The 17,981-nt window shown below is 56.0% G+C and carries 16 protein-coding genes and 2 pseudogenes; 13 read left to right on the top strand and 5 right to left on the bottom strand.

All coding sequences use genetic code 11. The features are described from left to right. Positions 1-262 precede the first annotated feature (262 nt). A complete protein-coding gene (gene msrA / locus H7R58_RS21255) occupies positions 263-907 on the top strand; it encodes a peptide-methionine (S)-S-oxide reductase MsrA (RefSeq protein WP_182929582.1) in 645 nt (214 codons plus the stop codon). Here the strand turns inward: msrA and H7R58_RS21260 are convergent. Continuing rightward, a complete protein-coding gene (locus tag H7R58_RS21260) occupies positions 904-1,962 on the bottom strand; it encodes a LacI family DNA-binding transcriptional regulator (protein ID WP_182929583.1) in 1,059 nt (352 codons plus the stop codon). The two genes, msrA and H7R58_RS21260, sit on opposite strands and share 4 nt — an antisense overlap. Before the next feature lie 189 nt (positions 1,963-2,151). On the opposite strand from H7R58_RS21260, the gene H7R58_RS21265 reads away from it, so the two are divergent. The 5 genes and pseudogenes from H7R58_RS21265 to H7R58_RS21285 all read left to right on the top strand — a co-directional run. Beyond that, positions 2,152-3,306, top strand: a complete 1,155-nt coding sequence (locus H7R58_RS21265) for a Gfo/Idh/MocA family protein (protein WP_182929584.1) — start codon at positions 2,152-2,154, stop codon at positions 3,304-3,306. Between the two features lie 19 nt (positions 3,307-3,325). After that, a complete protein-coding gene (locus tag H7R58_RS21270) occupies positions 3,326-4,504 on the top strand; it encodes a Gfo/Idh/MocA family protein (protein ID WP_182934526.1) in 1,179 nt (392 codons plus the stop codon). A gap of 2 nt (positions 4,505-4,506) precedes the next feature. Beyond that, positions 4,507-5,574 carry a Gfo/Idh/MocA family protein gene (locus H7R58_RS21275; RefSeq protein WP_182929585.1) on the top strand — a complete coding sequence of 356 codons (1,068 nt, stop codon included), beginning with the start codon at positions 4,507-4,509 and terminating at the stop codon, positions 5,572-5,574. A 12-nt stretch (positions 5,575-5,586) separates the two neighbouring features. Further along, positions 5,587-6,609, top strand: coding sequence for a Gfo/Idh/MocA family protein (locus H7R58_RS21280; protein ID WP_182929586.1), 1,023 nt, complete (start codon positions 5,587-5,589; stop codon positions 6,607-6,609). Positions 6,610-6,697: 88 nt separating this feature from the next. Then, positions 6,698-7,678: pseudogene (locus H7R58_RS21285) on the top strand (MFS transporter); the annotation flags it as partial. Between the two features lie 9 nt (positions 7,679-7,687). Here H7R58_RS21285 and H7R58_RS21290 read toward each other — a convergent pair. Continuing rightward, positions 7,688-8,385, bottom strand: a protein-coding gene (locus H7R58_RS21290) for an IS1 family transposase (RefSeq protein WP_182929052.1) whose coding sequence is annotated in 2 segments (ribosomal slippage) — positions 7,688-8,136 and positions 8,136-8,385 — 699 coding nt in all. Because the reading frame shifts where the segments join, the coding sequence is not laid out codon by codon here. A 61-nt stretch (positions 8,386-8,446) separates the two neighbouring features. On the opposite strand from H7R58_RS21290, the pseudogene H7R58_RS21295 reads away from it, so the two are divergent. Further along, positions 8,447-9,034 (top strand): annotated as a pseudogene (locus H7R58_RS21295) (MFS transporter); the annotation flags it as partial. A gap of 143 nt (positions 9,035-9,177) precedes the next feature. Next, entirely contained in the window at positions 9,178-10,521 is a 1,344-nt protein-coding gene (locus H7R58_RS21300; RefSeq protein ID WP_106927529.1) for a polyamine export protein PaeA, read from the top strand. An 89-nt stretch (positions 10,522-10,610) separates the two neighbouring features. On the opposite strand, the gene H7R58_RS21305 is transcribed toward H7R58_RS21300, so the two are convergent. Then, on the bottom strand, positions 10,611-10,817 hold the full coding sequence (locus tag H7R58_RS21305; protein ID WP_064546918.1) for a DUF1107 domain-containing protein: 207 nt from the start codon (positions 10,815-10,817) through the stop codon (positions 10,611-10,613). Positions 10,818-11,140: 323 nt separating this feature from the next. On the opposite strand from H7R58_RS21305, the gene H7R58_RS21310 reads away from it, so the two are divergent. Further along, positions 11,141-11,695 (top strand): YtfJ family protein, encoded by a 555-nt coding sequence (locus tag H7R58_RS21310; protein WP_106927527.1) that lies wholly within the window; start codon positions 11,141-11,143, stop codon positions 11,693-11,695. Here H7R58_RS21310 and cysQ read toward each other — a convergent pair. Then, positions 11,692-12,438, bottom strand: coding sequence for a 3'(2'),5'-bisphosphate nucleotidase CysQ (gene cysQ, locus H7R58_RS21315; protein WP_106927525.1), 747 nt, complete (start codon positions 12,436-12,438; stop codon positions 11,692-11,694). The genes H7R58_RS21310 and cysQ overlap by 4 nt on opposite strands. Before the next feature lie 212 nt (positions 12,439-12,650). Between cysQ and H7R58_RS21320 the strand changes: the two genes are divergently transcribed. Next, positions 12,651-14,594 (top strand): bifunctional 2',3'-cyclic-nucleotide 2'-phosphodiesterase/3'-nucleotidase, encoded by a 1,944-nt coding sequence (locus H7R58_RS21320; RefSeq protein WP_106927523.1) that lies wholly within the window; start codon positions 12,651-12,653, stop codon positions 14,592-14,594. 98 nt (positions 14,595-14,692) lie between these two features. On the opposite strand, the gene H7R58_RS21325 is transcribed toward H7R58_RS21320, so the two are convergent. Continuing rightward, positions 14,693-15,073 carry a winged helix-turn-helix transcriptional regulator gene (locus tag H7R58_RS21325; RefSeq protein WP_182934527.1) on the bottom strand — a complete coding sequence of 127 codons (381 nt, stop codon included), beginning with the start codon at positions 15,071-15,073 and terminating at the stop codon, positions 14,693-14,695. A gap of 84 nt (positions 15,074-15,157) precedes the next feature. Here H7R58_RS21325 and H7R58_RS21330 point away from each other — a divergent pair, with 84 nt between their 5' ends. From H7R58_RS21330 to H7R58_RS21340, 3 genes are all read left to right on the top strand, one after another. Beyond that, positions 15,158-16,006 (top strand): SDR family oxidoreductase, encoded by an 849-nt coding sequence (locus H7R58_RS21330; RefSeq protein ID WP_182929588.1) that lies wholly within the window; start codon positions 15,158-15,160, stop codon positions 16,004-16,006. Between the two features lie 80 nt (positions 16,007-16,086). Continuing rightward, on the top strand, positions 16,087-16,911 hold the full coding sequence (locus H7R58_RS21335; protein WP_182929589.1) for an AraC family transcriptional regulator: 825 nt from the start codon (positions 16,087-16,089) through the stop codon (positions 16,909-16,911). A 75-nt stretch (positions 16,912-16,986) separates the two neighbouring features. Continuing rightward, the gene (locus H7R58_RS21340; RefSeq protein ID WP_106927515.1) at positions 16,987-17,955 is read left to right on the top strand and encodes a DMT family transporter; all 969 of its coding nucleotides are present in this window, start codon (positions 16,987-16,989) and stop codon (positions 17,953-17,955) included. Positions 17,956-17,981 lie beyond the last annotated feature (26 nt).

Raw genomic sequence — 17,981 nt, forward strand, 5'->3', positions numbered from 1 at the left:
CCTGAATATCCTTGTTCCCACCCCAACGGGAAACGAAAGTCCGCTCCGCGGCCACGACTGCGTTTTTGTCTGTTTCACGCTCTGACGGCGCGCGACATTCAACGTCAGCACAAAAAACCCACTCTTTGTCGGGTTGAAATAAAGACAGAGCCCCAAATTATTCTTATGTTTAAATTTAGACGTATTCGGCGCGTTTATTGTGTTAAAAGACACGTCAGGTTACAACCTTAACGGAAATTACTGTTCCCCGGAGGCCATCCTCATGAGCTTGTTTGACAAAAAAAATATTGTATCTCAATCGGATGCACTACCCGGAAGAAATACACCCATGCCGGTCGCTACGCTCAATGTTGTGACGGAACACTCAATGACCCACGTACCGGAAGGTATGGAGGTCGCGCTGTTCGCGATGGGCTGCTTCTGGGGCGTTGAGCGCTTGTACTGGCAGCTACCCGGCGTTTACAGCACCGCAGCGGGCTATACCGGCGGCTACACGCCAAACCCGACCTACCGGGAAGTATGCAGCGGCCAAACCGGGCACGCCGAAGCGGTACGCGTGGTATACGACCCCGCGGTAGTCAGCTACGGCGAACTGCTAAAAGTATTCTGGGAAAACCACGACCCGGCTCAGGGAATGCGCCAGGGCAATGACCACGGCACCCAGTACCGCTCGGCCATCTACCCGCTAACGCCGGAGCAGGATCGGGAAGCGCACGCTAGCCTGCAGCAGTTCCAGGACGCTATGCGCAGCGCGGGCGACGCGCGGGACATCACGACCGAAATTGCCGCCGCGAAACCATTCTATTATGCGGAAGATGAGCACCAGCAGTATCTGCACAAAAACCCGTACGGCTACTGCGGCATCGGCGGCATTGGCGTGTGTCTGCCGCCTCAGCTCCAGGGCTAACCGTCCAGCGCCACGCGCGCCGCATGCCGCGTGGCGTTCGCCACGGTACCAAAGTCCATGACTTTCCCCTGCAATAAAAGGTTGTAGACCGGCGACTGTGGCCGGTTGAGCCGCGTTTGCAGCAGATGCACGGCTTCGATGCCCAAATCGCGGCACGGCACGCGAATGCCGGTCACCGGCGTCGACAGGCTGTTTTGCAGATTCCACGTAAAATCGGTGGTAATCAGTGAGATATCCTGCGGAACGCGCAGGCCGTGGCGTTGCAAAGCATTTATCACCCCCTCAGTCATGCTGGTGCTGTTCGGAAAGATCACATCCGGCCACAGCGCACGATCGTGCGCCTTCAGCCAGGCGTCCAGCGCCCGCTCCGCCTCTTCTGCCGTGAACCATTCGGTGACCAATAAGTCATGCTGAGGATTGAACGGTACATGGTAATAGCGGTACGCCTCCTTAATACCGTCCAATCGGGCATAGAGGGTTTCCCGCCGCAGGCAGGTCATGGTCAAGACGCGCCGATGCCCCTGTTCGAAGAGGTAGCGCATCGCGGTAAAACCGATAGCCCGATGATCGGGAGAAACGCAGTCCAGCGCCATTTCTCGATCGATAGAGTTAATCAGCACGCACGGCTTATTCAGCGTGCTGGCGAGCTTAAGGATCGTCGGGTCGTCCGTGCCGATAATCACCACCGCGTTGATATTCTTCTGGCCGGCTTTTTCGAGGAACAGCTTCACATCGGCGTGCTGCTCTTCCAGCGCACAGTGGCTGATCCAGACGTCATGCGGCGCGCTGGCCTCGGCGATGCCTTTCGTCACTTCCAGATAAAACGTATCGCCCCGGCCCTGGAAAGTACGCTCTGGCGCAAACACCGCAATGCCGTTAATCAGCAGACGACCGTTTGCCAGCGAATCGAGCACGCCAAGCTGGCGAGCACACTGGACGATAGACTCTCGCGCCTTGTCGCTGGTGTAGGATTTGCCGCTGAGCACCCGGGAAACGGTGCTGATGGAGTAGCCGGTACGGGCGGCTATTTCATCCATTTTTAGCTTGCCTGCCATTGTGTGACCTCGCTCGCAATCATATTTTGCAAATTTTTGCAGATGCAGTTCACTGATTTTAAAACCGATTTTCAGTTCTCCGCGCATATTCCTTTTCTACCTGCGAGCATTCTCACAAATTCCGTTTGTCGGCCTTCACCGCCTTCCCTATTTTCAGATTTCAGTCATTCCTATCACGTAAGGTGCAACATGGATAAGGTGCGTTTTGGCATTATCGGCGTGGGTAACATCGGGACCGTTCACGCCCGCTACCTGCTGGCAGGTACGGTGAAAGAGGCCTGCCTGACGGCAGTGTGCGACAACAACCTCAGCAAGCATCCGGCGATTCGCACGCTGGTCGGCGAGGACGTCACGCTGTTCAGCGACGCCGAAGCGATGCTGAACAGCGGCCTGATTGATGCAGTGATTGTCTCCACGCCGCACTACGACCACCCGGGGCTGTCAATGCTGGCCATGCGCAACGGCATTCACACGCTGTGCGAAAAACCCGCGGGCGTTTACACCGCGCAGGTGCGCGAAATGAACGAATTTTCCCGCGGCTGCAACGTGGTGTTCGGCATGATGTTCAACCAGCGCCCGAACCCGCTATACCAGAAGGTCAAAGACCTGATAGACAGCGGCGAACTCGGTGAACTGCGTCGTTCCAACTGGATCATCACCAACTGGTATCGCTCGCAGAGCTACTACAACTCCGGCGGCTGGCGCGCCACCTGGAAAGGCGAAGGCGGCGGCGTGCTGCTCAACCAGGACCCCCACCAGCTCGATTTATGGCAGTGGCTGGTCGGTATGCCGGTGCGCATGCGCGCGTTCTGCCAGTTCGGCAAGCATCGCGATATTGAAGTCGAAAACGAAGTGACCGCCTACGCCGAATACGCCAACGGCGCCACCGGGGTCTTCATTACCACCACCGCCGAAGCGCCGGGCACCAACCGCCTGGAGATCGCTGGCGATCGCGGCAAAGTGGTGGTGGAAGACGGCAAGCTGCGCTTCTGGCGGCTGCGCGAATCGGAAACCACCTTTAACGCGCGCTGGGAAAACGGCTTCGGCGAGCCGGAGTGCTGGGAAGTCACTATCCCTGTGGCGCCGGAGTGCAGCGATCACCACGTCATCACAGCCAACTTTGCCGCCGCGGTGCTGCACGGTACGCCGCTGCTGGCACCGGGTACCGACGGTATTCACGGTCTGACGCTCTCCAACGCGATGCATCTGTCGACCTGGACCGACGGCTGGGTTGACCTGCCGTTCGACGAAGCACGGTTTAAACAACTGCTTGATGAGCGCATCGCGGGCTCCGTCGACAAGCAGGTCGAAAGCAAAACGCTTGATGCCTCAGGCACCTGGTAACGCGCAAGAGGAAAACGACATGCTACGCATTGCGATTGTGGGAACCGGGAACATCTCACACAACCATATTCAGGGATATCAAGCATTTGCTGACCGCTGCCAGATTGTTGCGCTGGTCGATATTTACCCGGAAAAAGCACACGAGAAAAAGACGCGTTACGGGCTGAGCGACGCCCGCGTCTTCAGCAGCCATCAGGAAATGCTGGCGTCCGGTATTGAAGTGGACATTGTTGACGTTTGCACCCCACCGTATGTGCACGCGGAAATCAGTATTGATGCCCTCAGCGCCGGGAAACACGTGCTGTGTGAAAAGCCAATGGCGGCGTCGCTGGAGGAGTGCGACGCGATGATCGCCGCCCAGCGCGCCAGCGGCAAAATACTCTCCATTATTGCCCAGAACCGCTTTACCGACGCCTTCTGGCGCTTAAAGCAGGTGGTGGATTCGGGCGAGCTGGGGAAAATCTGCCACGCGCAGGTGGACTCGTTCTGGTGGCGCGGCCACTGCTACTACGACCTGTGGTGGCGCGGCACGTGGGAAAAAGAGGGCGGCGGCTGCACCCTCAACCATGCGGTACACCATATCGATGCTATTCAGTGGATGCTCGGCTTCCCGAAAGAAGTGGTGGCGATGATGACCAACGTCGCCCACGACAACGCCGAAGTGGAAGATCTTTCCGCCGCGATTTTCCGCTACGACAGCGGTGCGCTGACTCAGCTGACCGCCTCGGTGGTGCATCACGGCGAAGATCAGAAAATCGTTATTCAGGGCGATAAAGCGCGCGTCTCGGCGCCCTGGGACGTGTGGGCCAGCGTGTCCGCCGATAACGGCTTCCCGCAAGAACAGCACGACGATGCACGCGAAGCCCGGCTGGATGCGCTGTTCCGCAATACGCCAAAGCTCAAGTACACGCTGCATACCGGGCAGATTAACGACCTGCTCAATGCCGTTGAGCAATGCGGCGAACCGCTGATTGACGGCGTGCAGGGCAAGCGTTCGCTGGAGCTGATTACCGCCATTTATCAATCCTCAATAACCGGGCGGGTGGTGACGCTGCCCGTCAGCCCGGATGAGCCCTGGTATAAAACCGGAGGCCTGGTTTCCCTCGCCCCTCATTTCTATGAAAAAGGCGCGTCGGTGGAAAATTTCTCTGAGGTGGGCGCAATCCCGCTGGGTAAAGATTTGGACAAAGGAGCATAAACATGAGCATCAAAGACGGTATGAACTACGCCCCGGTGGGCAAACCGCAGCCGGTCGTCGGCGAAGGCGAGTTTATTATTGCCGCCGCCGCGCTGGACCATGGCCATATCTACGGCATGTGTAACGGGCTGATTGAAGCTGGCGCCACGCTCAAGTGGGTTTATGATCCCGACCCCGCGAAAGTTGATAAATTTGTTCAGCAGTACCCGCAGGCGCAGATTGCGCCGACGCTGGAGACCCTTCTCAACGACAGCAGCGTGCAGCTGGTTGCCGGTGCCGCCGTACCGTCCGAGCGCTGCGCGCTGGGGCTAAAGGTGATGGACGCCGGGAAAGACTACTTTACCGACAAAGCACCGTTAACCACCCTCGCCCAGCTGGAAGCCGCTAAACGCAAAGTGGCGGAGACCGGGCGGAAATATGCGGTCTATTACAGCGAGCGTCTGCACGTCGAGAGCGCGGTGTTTGCCGGGCAACTGGTGCAGCAGGGCGCGATTGGCCGAGTGATGCAAACGCTCGGCGTCGGCCCGCATCGCGAGGGGGAAGGCCGCCCGGACTGGTTCTACGAAAAGGAATTCTTCGGCGGCATCCTCTGCGATATCGGCAGCCACCAGATTGAACAATTTCTGTTTTACACCGGCAACAGCGATGCGCGTATCGTTGCCAGCCAGGTGCGTAACGTCAACCATCCGCAGTACCCGCAGTTTGAAGACTTCGGCGACGCGATGCTGGCGGGCGACAACGGCGCAACCGGCTACTTCCGCTGCGACTGGTTTACGCCAGACGGCCTTTCCAGCTGGGGAGATGGCCGTCTGACGCTGCTCGGCACCGAGGGCTACATCGAAATCCGCAAATACGTCGACATCACCCGCGGCGAGCAGGACGTGGTGTACCTGGTCAACAGAGAAGGCGAGTTCCGCTACCCGGTGGCCGGACAGGTGGGCTTCCCCTACTTCGGTCAGCTGATTCAGGACTGTCTGCACCGTACGGAGAATGCCATGACCCAGGCGCACACGTTTAAAGCGGCCGAGCTGTGCGTGAAAGCGCAAATGCTGGCGAACGCGGTGGAATAACAGGAGGCGGCGATGAAAACACGTCATGCAGCGATTATTGGCTGTGGCGCTATCCACACCTGTCACGTGGATGCGCTGCGCCACGTACCGGGCGCGGTGGTGCGCGCGGTAGTCGATATTGATAGTGAAAAAGGGAGCCGGCTGGCGGCCGACTATGGCTGTCAGTTTTATCAGGACTATCATGAAATGCTGCTGGATGCCGCCATTGACGTGGTACACATCTGCACGCCGCATTATCTGCATAAGCCGATGATCCTTGCCGCACTCGCGGCTGGGAAACAGGTATTCTGCGAAAAGCCAGTGGTGATGAACCCGCAGGAGGTAGCCGACATTCAGGCCGCCGCCGCGATGGCCCAACGCCACGTGGGCGTCTGTTATCAGAACCGCCTTAACCCCACGAGCCTGGCGATTCAACGCTGCGTTGAGGAAGGACGGCTTGGCAACCTGCGCGCCATAAAAGCGGTGCTCACCTGGTCACGTTCCGGCAACTACTACGCCGCCAGCCCGTGGCGCGGCAGTTTTGCCACCGAAGGCGGTAGTCTGCTGATTAACCAGGCCATCCATACACTAGACCTGATGCAGTGGTTTGGTGCAGGCGTGCGGTGCCTGAAGGGCGTGGTCGACAGCACTCTGCTGGCCGATGAAATAGAAACCGAAGACAGCGCGATGGTGACGCTGTGCTTTAACAACGGCGCGCGCGGGCTGTTTTACGCCAGTAACTGCCACACCAGCGACTCACCGCTGCTGCTGGAGCTGGAGTTCGAGCACGGTATGCTGCGCCTGACTGACAACGCGCTGTGGCAAGTCTGCGGCGATACGCGCACGCTGATAGCCAGCGATGCCTCGCCGGACGGTATCGGCAAAAGCTACTGGGGGATTGGCCACCAGCAGGCGATACAGCATTTCTACCAGGCGCTCGACAACACCGCCTCCGCCACCTTCTGCGATATTCGCGAAGCGGCAAAATCATTACAGATGGTTAATGCCATTTACCAATCGTCACTATTGAGGAAATGGGTGAATATCACCGAGTGATCGTTATCCGATTTTTCCTGCTGTCAATAATATAAGGTGCAGGGGCAACTCTGCACTGACACCCTACCAGTACAGGAATAATAATATCATGGTGAAACCAACCGAGCGTCGCGTTGGCTATGGCACTGCCATTGGCTACGGCGTGACCGATTTATTTGGCGGCGGCGCCTTTGCCGTTATAGGAACATGGCTTTTATTTTTTTACACTACGTATTGTGGCTTAAGCGTATTAGAGGCCGGCTCAATATTTGCCATTGCGCGTATTATTGATGCTATTTTAAGTCCAGTGATGGGCTACATCACGGATAATTTCGGCAATACCTGGCTTGGTCGTAAATTTGGCCGCCGCCGTTTCTTCCTGCTGATCGGCTCACCGCTGATGTTCCTCTATGCCCTCGTCTGGATAACCGATATGAACTATTGGTACTATCTGGGCACCTATCTTTCTATTGAGCTGCTGTCCGCCATGGTGCTGGTACCCTGGGAGACGCTGGCCGCTGAGATGACCAACCGGTTCAGCGAACGCACGCGACTGTCCGGCGTGCGAATGATGTGCTCCTCGCTCGGCGGCTTTCTGGCCGTGTCGGTTCCCGGCATTATTATGCAATATACCGGTAAGGATAATGCCTTCACCTACACCCTGACTGGCCTCGTTTTCGCAGTCATTTACTGTGTTGCGGTATTAGCAACCTGGGCCTGCACCTGGGAAGCCAAAGACGTACGCGAAGAATATGAATTTCAACCGGATAATCAACGCAGCCGCGGTCTTTTAAATCATTTAAAGTACCTGGTTATTGATCTTATTTCCTCTTTCAAAATAAGGATATTTCGTCAGCATATTTTAATTTATATTTGTTCTTTTACCGCCATGGACGTATTTGGTTCAGTATTTACCTATTACGTTGTTTATGCGCTGCACCGTGATGCGGAAATGGTTTCCGGGCTATTAAGCATTGCCGCTTTTGTCTCTATCCCCGGCACCTTCGGCTTCATGATGCTGATGAACAAATTTAATCTCACCCCTTCCGGCGCGCTGCGGCTTTCCTACAGCGGTCACGTATTCAATGTGTAGATCGGCTCATTGCAAGTAGTGCTCACGCTCAATGAATGTACCGATAATTTTGTCATGCATTTCTACTGATTTCGAGTATCCGAGGGTCTTACGATTAAGCCGCTTTAGCCGGTTGCGAAGGTTCAGGTTTTCACGCTCTATCCGTTGTGTATAAAGCTTGCCTGTGATGTGCTTTTCATTCGGTAACATGTCGTAAACGCTGAAGTTATCTGTGCACCAGAAGACAACATTAAAGCCCACTAACAGCTTCAATAACTTACGCAAAGTCTTTTTGCTTCGACGGCCAAAAGCATGGGCAATAATACGTTTGAGGCGAGGCTCCCATGCATACCACAACCAACGCTGCTGCTTCTTGTTGCCCACAAATGACCACATTTCATCAATTTCACAAATCAGCTGGATTTGCAGGTTGTCCAGTGGAAGCGTAGTTACCCGTCGCGGCGAGAGTTTTTTAAGGTGCGCACAACAGCATTAATGCTGATATGTAGCGCTCTTGCAGTATCGCGGATCCCCGAGTTGTTCATCGCAAGGTCAACAATTTGCTCTTTCATGCCGTGCTGGCAGGCACGATAAGCGTAATCAAGCTGGAAAGTTCGGCTACATGACTGACAACGATAGCGCTGGTGCCCGGCAGTGCCCAGACCATGCTTTTTAACCGCATCAATGCGTCCACAGAAGGGACATTTCACGTCAACCTGAGCCATAAATTCTCACCCGTAAATCAGTCATTCTACAGGGTGATCAACGGATTGAATACATGACCCCTACAGCAGCATTCTACTCGTTCTGGCGTTTCTGTTTACCGTCTATATCGGCCATCTTCAGGTACCCATGCTGCTGTTCTCTGCGGTGTTCATCCTGCTGGGGCTGGCAAAAGCCGGGCTGTATTATATTCCATGGAATATCTACAGCTTCATCCCCGACGTTGATGAACTGGTCACCCGTCAGCGCCGCGAAGGGATTTTCGCCGGGGTGATGGTCTTAACCCGTAAAAGCACGGTTGCGCTAGCCATTATGCTGATTGGCATCGTCCTGGAAGAGAGCGGTTTTGTGAAAGGCGGCGGTACGCAGCCCGCCAGCGCGCTGCACGCCATTATCGGCCTTATGGTGTTCGCCACCGCCGGGCTGCTGGCCGTCAGTTTTTACATGACCTATCGCTTTAAGCTGACGCAGAAAACGCATAGCATCCTGATCAAAGAAGTGGCGCGCCGCAAGCTCGGCGGCCATGCGGAAGACTGCGATGCGGAAACCCGTGAAGTCATTCATGCGCTAACCGGCTATACCTACAACCGAGTATGGGATGCCGACGCGAAAGGGCACCTAAAAACCCACCCGCAACCGACTAACGGTTAACCTCTGGCAGCTTTACAGTCCCTTACGCTATACTAACCTCTGAAATTGCCGGCCCATCTCCTTCGGGCCGGTTTTCAATGTGTATTTCACACGGATTTATCAACTTCCCTTCCGAGGATCTGGCCCCACGGGTTAGATAAAATATGTTAAACAGTATATTCATCATACTTTGCCTGATCGCCGTCAGTGCGTTCTTCTCAATATCTGAGATTTCACTTGCCGCATCGCGCAAAATCAAACTGAAACTGCTTGCCGATGAAGGCAACATCAACGCCCAACGCGTGCTCAAAATGCAGGAAAACCCGGGGATGTTTTTCACCGTGGTGCAAATTGGTCTGAACGCGGTCGCCATTCTTGGCGGTATCGTCGGCGACGCAGCGTTCTCTCCGGCGTTCCACTCGCTGTTCTCTAACTACATGTCGCCGGAACTCTCCGAGCAGCTGAGCTTCATCCTCTCCTTCTCGCTGGTGACCGGTCTATTTATTCTGTTTGCGGACTTAACTCCGAAACGCATCGGTATGATTGCGCCTGAAGTGGTGGCACTGCGTATCATCAACCCGATGCGCTTCTGCCTGCTGGTCTTCCGGCCGCTGGTGTGGTTCTTCAACGGTATGGCCAACATCATCTTCCGCATCTTTAAGCTGCCGATGGTGCGTAAAGACGACATCACCTCCGACGATATCTACGCAGTGGTAGAAGCCGGCGCGCTGGCGGGCGTGCTGCGTAAGCAAGAGCACGAGCTGATTGAAAACGTGTTTGAGCTGGAATCACGTACCGTGCCGTCGTCCATGACGCCGCGTGAAAACGTCATCTGGTTCGATCTGCACGAAGATGAGCAAAGCCTGAAAAACAAGGTTGCCGAACACCCGCACTCCAAGTTCCTGGTGTGTAACGAAGATATCGATCACATCATCGGCTACGTTGACTCCAAAGACCTGCTGAACCGCGTGCTGGCGAACCAAAGCATGGCGCTGAACAGCGGCGTGCAGATCCGCAATACGCTGATCGTGCCGGACACGCTGACGCTGTCTGAAGCGCTTGAAAGCTTTAAAACCGCCGGTGAAGACTTCGCGGTTATCATGAACGAATATGCGCTGGTCGTGGGTATCATCACCCTTAACGACGTAATGACCACGCTGATGGGCGACCTGGTCGGCCAGGGCCTGGAAGAGCAGATCGTCGCACGCGATGAGAACTCATGGCTGATTGACGGCGGCACGCCGATCGACGACGTGATGCGCGTGCTGGATATCGACGATTTCCCGCAGTCGGATAACTACGAAACCATCGGCGGTTTCATGATGTTTATGCTGCGTAAAATCCCGAAACGCACCGATGCCGTGAAGTTCTCCGGCTACAAGTTCGAGGTGGTGGATATTGATAACTACCGCATCGACCAGCTGCTGGTCACGCGCATTGATAACAAGCCAACGGTACTGGTTCCGAAGCAGTCGGATATTGTCGAAAGCGGCCAGGGTGCGGCCTGAACTAGCGTGGGCGCCGGCAGATGCCGGGCCTGAAAACATCAACGGCTCCCATAGGGAGCCGTTTTTAATTCTACCGTGTGGTGCCTGCGTTACGCCATTTCGGTCTGGAGACGCAGTACGTGACGGTTTACTTCAGACATCACAGAAAGGTGCTGGATGTCTCTGACTTTTGGGATAAGAATTTTACCCTTATCAAATTCAAAAGCGCCAACGTCCTTGATATACAACCGTCCACGAAACAGGGTCTTAACATACTTCGCAACCTGAAGCGGGTTGTAGCGTTGGAAAATTTTCATTCTAATCTCCTGCGAGTACTACGCCCTAGTTGATCCACATTTGGCTTCAACGCTCCGGGGCGCAAAGTGAAGTACTCGTTAACTATAGTCCATAACAACAGAGGCCCCCTATCGTAGCGGTCCTAATTTACCTTTTTATTACATTAATTCAGAATTTTCTTTTCAGCTATACGACGAAGACAGTATAAGGCTTCATTTTCATAAGATTGTGTGCGTTCCTCCACAAACTGGCACCGTCTTTGCGGGAAAACTTCATCAATCGCACTTATGATTAAAACTATCGGCCAAGTGGTCGGATCACCTGCATAAAAAAAGGAAAAACCATGACTCTACGTACGCTACTGGCGGTTTCATGCCTGTTAATGCCGTTAATGGCTGCCGCACATAATTTCACAAACGGACAACGTGTTGCGCCTGTCGGCGTGGCCGATCGCGGGGAACTCATTCTCGATAATGATAAGTTTAGCTATAAAAGCTGGAATAGCGCGCAGCTGCCTGGCAAAGTGCGGGTAGTGCAACATATTGCCGGACGTTCCTCCGCAAAAGAGAAAAATGCGTCGCTGATTGAGGCGATTAAAGCGGCCAACCTGCCGCATGACCGCTACCAGACCACCACAATTGTGAATACTGACGATGCCATTCCCGGCTCATCAATGTTTGTCCGCAGCAGCATCGAAAGTAATAAAAAGCTGTTCCCATGGTCACAGTTTATCGTCGATAGCGACGGCGTGGTGCGGAAAGCCTGGCAGCTGGATGAAGGCAGTTCGGCCATCGCCGTGCTGGATAAAGATGGCCGAGTACAGTGGGCAAAAGACGGCGCGCTGACGGCCGCAGAAGTGCAGCAGGTGATTGCCCTGCTGCATAAGCTGCTGAATTAAAAAATCGAGACGCGGAAACCGGGGTTGAGGAACGACTCGCGCGGGGTGTAATCCAGCGTTTTACCCTGCCAGTCGTTCACGTGCGCGCCGGCGGCGACCGCGACCGCGTGCCCTGCTGCGGTGTCCCAGATATTGGTCGGCCCGAAGCGCGGATAAAGCTGCGCTTCGCCTTCCGCCACCAGACAGAACTTCAGCGACGAACCAATCGCAGCCGTATCATGCTCGCCAAGCTGCTGCAGATACTCTTTGAGTTCATCATCATTCGCATAGTGAGAGCGGCTCACAACCACCTTCGGCGGGTTTGCATCGCGAACCTGAATCGGCTTGCGCACGCCGCATTCTTCTTTCCACGCTTTGCCGTTGGCCGCGCTATACATGACCTTCAGCACCGGTGCGAACACGACGCCCATCACCGCTTTGCCGTTCTCAATCAGCGCGATGTTAACGGTAAATTCACCGTTGCGCTTAATGAACTCTTTAGTGCCGTCCAGCGGGTCAACCAGCCAATAGCGCTGCCAGTGCTGGCGGACATCCCAGCCCGGCGGATCTTCTTCTGAGAGGATCGGCACGTCCGGCGTCATCGCCTTCAGGCCTTTAACAATCACGTGGTGTGCGGCGATATCGGCCGCAGTCACCGGTGAGTCATCTTTCTTGCTGGCGACGTCTAACGGCTGCTTGCCATCGTACACATCCATGATGGCATCACCCGCGTCGCGCGCAAGTTGACAGACTTGTTCTAACATTTTCCACCTCGTTAAAATTACAGTGGTGTTAACTTATTGTTTTATTTATATCGTATTGCCGCGCAATTCGCTATTCCCATCATTGGTCCGGATAACTGTGAACCGCTGCCGATTTCCCATCCTGATTTTCTGGCATGATTCACATCCTCATAAGCAACAGAAAACAAATACATTTAAATCTGTGTCTTAGATCGATAAAAAGGATGCCTCTGATGATCAAGTTTAGCGCAACGCTTCTGGCCACGCTGATCGCTGCCAGCGTCAATGCCGCCACGGTGGACCTCCGCATTATGGAAACCACCGATCTTCATAGCAATATGATGGATTTTGATTACTACAAAGATACCGCGACCGAGAAGTTCGGCCTGGTGCGCACGGCGAGCCTGATCAATGCCGCCCGCAGCGAGGTGAAAAATAGCGTACTGGTGGATAACGGCGACGTCATTCAGGGCAGCCCGATGGGCGACTATGCGGCTGCGAAAGGGCTGAAACAGGGTGATACCCACCCGGTATACAAGGCGATGAACCTGCTCGACTATACCGTGGGTAACCTCGGTAACCATGAATTCAACTACGGTCTGGATTACCTGCACAAAGCGCTGGCTGGCGCGAAGTTCCCTTATATTAACGCCAATATTATCGACGTTAAGACCCAAAAGCCGATGTTCACACCGTACCTGATCAAAGAGACGGAAGTGACCGATAAAGACGGCAACAAGCATCCGCTGAAAATCGGCTATATCGGCTTTGTTCCGCCACAGATCATGACCTGGGATAAGGCTAACCTCAGCGGTAAAGTGACGGTCAACGATATCACTGAAACTGCACGCCACTATGTACCAGAGATGCGCGCGAACGGCGCGGACGTCGTCGTGGTGATTGCCCACTCCGGCCTCTCTGCCGATCCGTACCAGGCGATGGCGGAAAACTCGGTATATTACTTAAGCCAGGTGCCAGGCGTTGACGCCATCATGTTCGGCCATGCCCACGCCGTGTTCCCAAGTAAAGACTTTGCCGACATCAAAGGCGCGGATATCGCCAAAGGCACCCTCAACGGCATTCCTGCGGTGATGCCCGGCATGTGGGGCGACCACCTCGGCGTTGTCGATCTGGTGCTGAATAACGACAGTGGGAAATGGCAGGTTACCTCCGCCCAGGCACAGGCGCGCCCGATTTACGATGCCGCGACCAAGAAATCACTGGCAGCAGAAGATAACACGTTGGTGCAGGCGCTGAAGGCCGACCACGACGCCACCCGCGAGTTCGTCAGCAAGCCTATCGGTAAATCATCCGACAACATGTACAGTTTCCTCTCACTGGTGCAGGACGATCCGACCGTACAGGTCGTCAACATGGCGCAAAAAGCCTACGTTGAGCACTATATTCAGGGCGACCCGGACCTGGCGAAGCTGCCGGTGCTGTCTGCCGCTGCCCCGTTCAAAGCGGGCGGTCGTAAGAACGATCCGGCCAGCTATGTTGAAGTGGAAAAAGGTCAACTGACCTTCCGCAACGCTGCCGATCTTTACCTCTACCCCAACACTCTGGTAGTGGTTAAAGCCAGCGGCAAAGAGGTGAAAGAGTGGCTGGAGTGCTCCGCCGGGCAGTTCAATCAGATTGACCCGCACAGCAGCAAGCCGCAGTCGCTGATTAACTGGGACGGTTTCCGCACCTATAACTTCGACGTTATCGACGGCGTGAACTATCAGGTTGATGTGACCCAACCGGCCCGCTACGACGGCGAATGCCAGAGCATTAACCCGCAGTCCGAGCGTATTAAGCATCTGACCTTCAACGGTAAGCCGATCGACCCGAACGCCATGTTCCTCGTCGCGACCAACAACTATCGCGCCTACGGCGGTAAGTTCGCGGGCACCGGCGATAGCCATATCGCTTTTGCCTCACCGGATGAGAACCGTTCGGTGCTGGCCGCCTGGATTAGCGCAGAATCGAAGAAAGCGGGCGCAATCCATCCGGCCGCGGACAACAACTGGCGACTGGCGCCTATCCACAGCGACAGCCAGCTGGATATTCGCTTTGAGACCTCACCGTCAGAAAAAGCGGCGGCGTTTATTAAAGAGAAAGCGCAGTATCCGATGAAGCAGGTCGCCACCGATGATATTGGCTTTGCTATTTATCAGCTGGATTTGAGCAAGTAAAAACCGTACCGGGTGACGGCTACGCCTTGCCCGGCCTACTCTTCAGGCCGGATAAGGCGCTGCCGCCATCCGGCAAAAACCTCACCGGGACAGGACGCTCACGCCGGGATCTGCTGCGCCATCACCTGCGGCAAATTCACCTCAATCCAATCCGCCAGCGCCGCCACCTTCTCACTGACCGCTTCGCCGAGCGGTGTCAGGCTATACTCTACGTGCGGCGGCACCACCGGGTAAGACATGCGGTTGATAAAGCCGTCCTGCTCCAGAGCCTGAAGCGACTGGGCGAGCATTTTTTCGCTGACGCCGCCCATTTTCCGGCGCAGATCGCTAAAGCGGTGCGTACCCTCGCGCAGCGCCACCAGAATCAGCACGCCCCAGCTGCTGGTCACGTGCTTGAGCACCTCCCGCGACGGGCAGTTGGCCGAGAACAGATCGCCATCGCGCATCTTTTGCGTCAGGGTCGCATTACTTTCTTTCATACTTACCTTTTTGTACGTACTTACTAAAAGTTAGTTATGGTGTTAGCTTACCACAACACCCGATGAACACGAAGGAGAATACCCATGATCGCCATTACCGGAGCCACCGGCCAGCTGGGCCAACACGTGATTGCCAACCTGCTTAACACCACCGCCGCCGCACAATTGGTTGCCGTTGTTCGTAACCCGGCGAAAGCCGCCGCGCTGAGCCAGCAGGGGGTTAGCGTACGCCAGGCCGACTACGGCGACGAAACCGCGCTAACGCAGGCGCTACAGGGCGTCGAGAAGCTGCTGATTATCTCCTCCAGCGAAGTCGGCCAGCGTGCGCCGCAGCACCGTAATATCATCAAGGCGGCAAAGACGGCGGGCGTTAAATTCATTGCCTACACCAGCCTGCTGCATGCCGATACTTCACCGCTAGGCCTCGCCGTCGAACACATTGAAACCGAAAAAATGCTGGCCGATTCCGGTATCCCTTATGCCCTGCTGCGTAACGGCTGGTATACCGAAAACTATCTGGCCAGCGCGCCGGCAGCCCTGGAGCATGGCGTGTTTATCGGCGCAGCCGGTGAAGGCAAAATTGCCTCTGCGACCCGCGCAGACTATGCCGCCGCCGCCGCACGCGTGATGACGGAAGACGGCCACGCAGGGAAAGTGTATGAACTTGCGGGCGATAACGGCTGGACGCTCAGCGAGCTGGCCGCCGAACTGACCAAACAGAGCGGCAAAAACGTGGTTTACCAGAACCTGGGCCAGGCCGATTTCGCCGCGGCGCTGAAGAGCGTAGGCCTGCCTGCCGGGCTGGCGGATATGCTGGCTGACTCAGATATCGGCGCCGCCAAAGGCGGTCTGTTTGACGGCAGCCATACCCTGAGCACGCTGATTGGTCGCCCGACCACCTCGCTTGCCGACAGCGTCAAAGACCTGCTGTAAGCGTTAAATAATCGTTAAAGAGGGTAGCGCCCCCACGGGTCATCTCGGATAATAAAAAGAAGGCCCAGGGGGAGTTTAACGTGCAAGGTGTACCGGAACAGTTCAGCGACGAGAAAGACAGCGCGCGCTTTCGCCACCTGGCGCAGGTGCCGGGCGTCGAGCTGTACCATGCGCATATTTCGCGCTATGCCTTTGAACCCCACACTCACGAAGCGTTCGGCATTGGCGTCATTGAGGCCGGGGCCGAGCGTTTCCGCTACCGCGGCAGCCAGCACATCGCCCCCGTTCATTCAGTGGTGACCATGAACCCCGACGAGCTGCATACCGGTGAGGCGGAAACCGCCGACGGATGGCGCTATCGGATGATTTATCTGCAGCCCGATCTGCTTGAGGAAGTGACCGGTATCCGCCATTGGTGGTTTGCCGATGCCACCCGCCACGATCCGCAGCGTTCTTTGCTGATTGGCCGCCAAATCCACGCCCTGTGGCATACCGACGATCCGCTGGCACAGAAAGGCCTGCTGCTGGAGATGATCGACACCTTCCGACCGCTCGCCTGCCACGCCCCTGTGCGAACAGAAGCCGTCCATCGCTTTGCCCGCGTACGCGATTATCTTTACGACAACTACATGCATCCCATTACCCTTGATGAATTAGCGGGCGTCGCGGCGCTCAGTCCGTGGCACTTCCAGCGTCAGTTTAAAGCCCATTTTCACGTTACGCCGCACCAGATGCTGATGGCGGTGCGCCTGTGGCGAGCAAAAGAATTTCTCACCCACGGCATGCCCGCCGCCGCCGTTGCCGCCGCGACCGGGCTCACCGATCAGTCGCATCTGACCCGCGCCTTCACCCAGCGCTACGGCATAACCCCGGTGCGTTACCAAAAACAAGTGATCCGTCGCTAATCAGCAATCTCATACAATACGCCGCGCGCTTCACCTCCTACACTTTGCGCATGTTTAACATATCAGGATGTGATGATGATTAGCGGTGTGCTGTACGCCCTGTTAGCCGGTTTAATGTGGGGACTGATTTTTGTCGGACCGCTTATCGTGCCGGATTATCCGGCTGTCTTGCAGTCGATGGGGCGCTATCTGGCGCTCGGGCTGATTGCCCTGCCGTTGGCCTGGCTCGGCCGCGCCCGTTTACGCCAGCTCACGCGCCAGGATTGGTGGACGGCGCTGGCGCTCACCCTGGTTGGCAACCTTATCTATTATGTGTGTCTCGCCAGCGCGATTCAGCGGACCGGCGCGCCCGTTTCCACAATGATTATTGCTACCCTGCCGGTAGTGATCCCCATTTTCGCCAACCTGCTGTATAGCCAGCGCGACGGCAAGCTGTCCTGGCTACGCCTGATGCCTGCGCTGGTGCTGATTGCGAGCGGACTGCTGTGCGTCAACGTGGCCGAGCTGCGTCAGGGCCTGCCGGACTTTAGCGGATGGCGCTATGGCTCAGGCATTGCGCTGGCGACGGTGTCGGTGGTGTGCTGGGCGTGGTATGCGCTGCGTAACGCCCGCTGGCTGCGGGAAAATCCGCATCAGCCGCCGCTTATGTGGGCCACCGCACAGGCGCTGGTGACGCTACCGGTTTCGCTGTTCGGCTACGTTGCGGCCTGCCTGTGGCTACACGCTCAGACGCCCGATTTCGCACTGCCTTTCGGTCCGCGTCCGACGGTATTTATCGGCCTGATGATCGCCATCGCCGTACTCTGTTCATGGGTGGGCGCGCTATGCTGGAACGTGGCGAGTCAGCGGCTGCCGACGGTGATCCTCGGGCCGCTGATTGTTTTTGAAACGCTAGCGGGGCTGCTTTACACCTTCCTGCTGCGCCAGGAGATGCCGCCGATATTAACGCTGAGTGGAATAACGTTATTGGTGATTGGGGTCGTCATCGCGGTTCGGTCAAAACCGCAGAAACCGGCGGTGGTGCCGATTTCAGGTGATGCCTGATGGCGCTTGCCTATCGGGCCTGCACG

The organism is Klebsiella sp. WP4-W18-ESBL-05 (assembly GCF_014169075.1).
Classification (GTDB): Bacteria; Pseudomonadota; Gammaproteobacteria; order Enterobacterales; family Enterobacteriaceae; genus Kluyvera; species Kluyvera ascorbata_B.

Excerpts from the sequence above, each read along its gene's own strand:
- msrA (WP_182929582.1), top strand. The coding sequence starts at position 263 with ATGAGCTTGTTTGACAAAAAAAATATTGTATCTCAATCGGATGCACTA.
- H7R58_RS21260 (WP_182929583.1), bottom strand. The coding sequence starts at position 1,962 with ATGGCAGGCAAGCTAAAAATGGATGAAATAGCCGCCCGTACCGGCTAC.
- H7R58_RS21265 (WP_182929584.1), top strand. The coding sequence starts at position 2,152 with ATGGATAAGGTGCGTTTTGGCATTATCGGCGTGGGTAACATCGGGACC.
- H7R58_RS21270 (WP_182934526.1), top strand. The coding sequence starts at position 3,326 with ATGCTACGCATTGCGATTGTGGGAACCGGGAACATCTCACACAACCAT.
- H7R58_RS21275 (WP_182929585.1), top strand. The coding sequence starts at position 4,507 with ATGAGCATCAAAGACGGTATGAACTACGCCCCGGTGGGCAAACCGCAG.
- H7R58_RS21280 (WP_182929586.1), top strand. The coding sequence starts at position 5,587 with ATGAAAACACGTCATGCAGCGATTATTGGCTGTGGCGCTATCCACACC.
- H7R58_RS21300 (WP_106927529.1), top strand. The coding sequence starts at position 9,178 with ATGTTAAACAGTATATTCATCATACTTTGCCTGATCGCCGTCAGTGCG.
- H7R58_RS21305 (WP_064546918.1), bottom strand. The coding sequence starts at position 10,817 with ATGAAAATTTTCCAACGCTACAACCCGCTTCAGGTTGCGAAGTATGTT.
- H7R58_RS21310 (WP_106927527.1), top strand. The coding sequence starts at position 11,141 with ATGACTCTACGTACGCTACTGGCGGTTTCATGCCTGTTAATGCCGTTA.
- cysQ (WP_106927525.1), bottom strand. The coding sequence starts at position 12,438 with ATGTTAGAACAAGTCTGTCAACTTGCGCGCGACGCGGGTGATGCCATC.
- H7R58_RS21320 (WP_106927523.1), top strand. The coding sequence starts at position 12,651 with ATGATCAAGTTTAGCGCAACGCTTCTGGCCACGCTGATCGCTGCCAGC.
- H7R58_RS21325 (WP_182934527.1), bottom strand. The coding sequence starts at position 15,073 with ATGAAAGAAAGTAATGCGACCCTGACGCAAAAGATGCGCGATGGCGAT.
- H7R58_RS21330 (WP_182929588.1), top strand. The coding sequence starts at position 15,158 with ATGATCGCCATTACCGGAGCCACCGGCCAGCTGGGCCAACACGTGATT.
- H7R58_RS21340 (WP_106927515.1), top strand. The coding sequence starts at position 16,987 with ATGATTAGCGGTGTGCTGTACGCCCTGTTAGCCGGTTTAATGTGGGGA.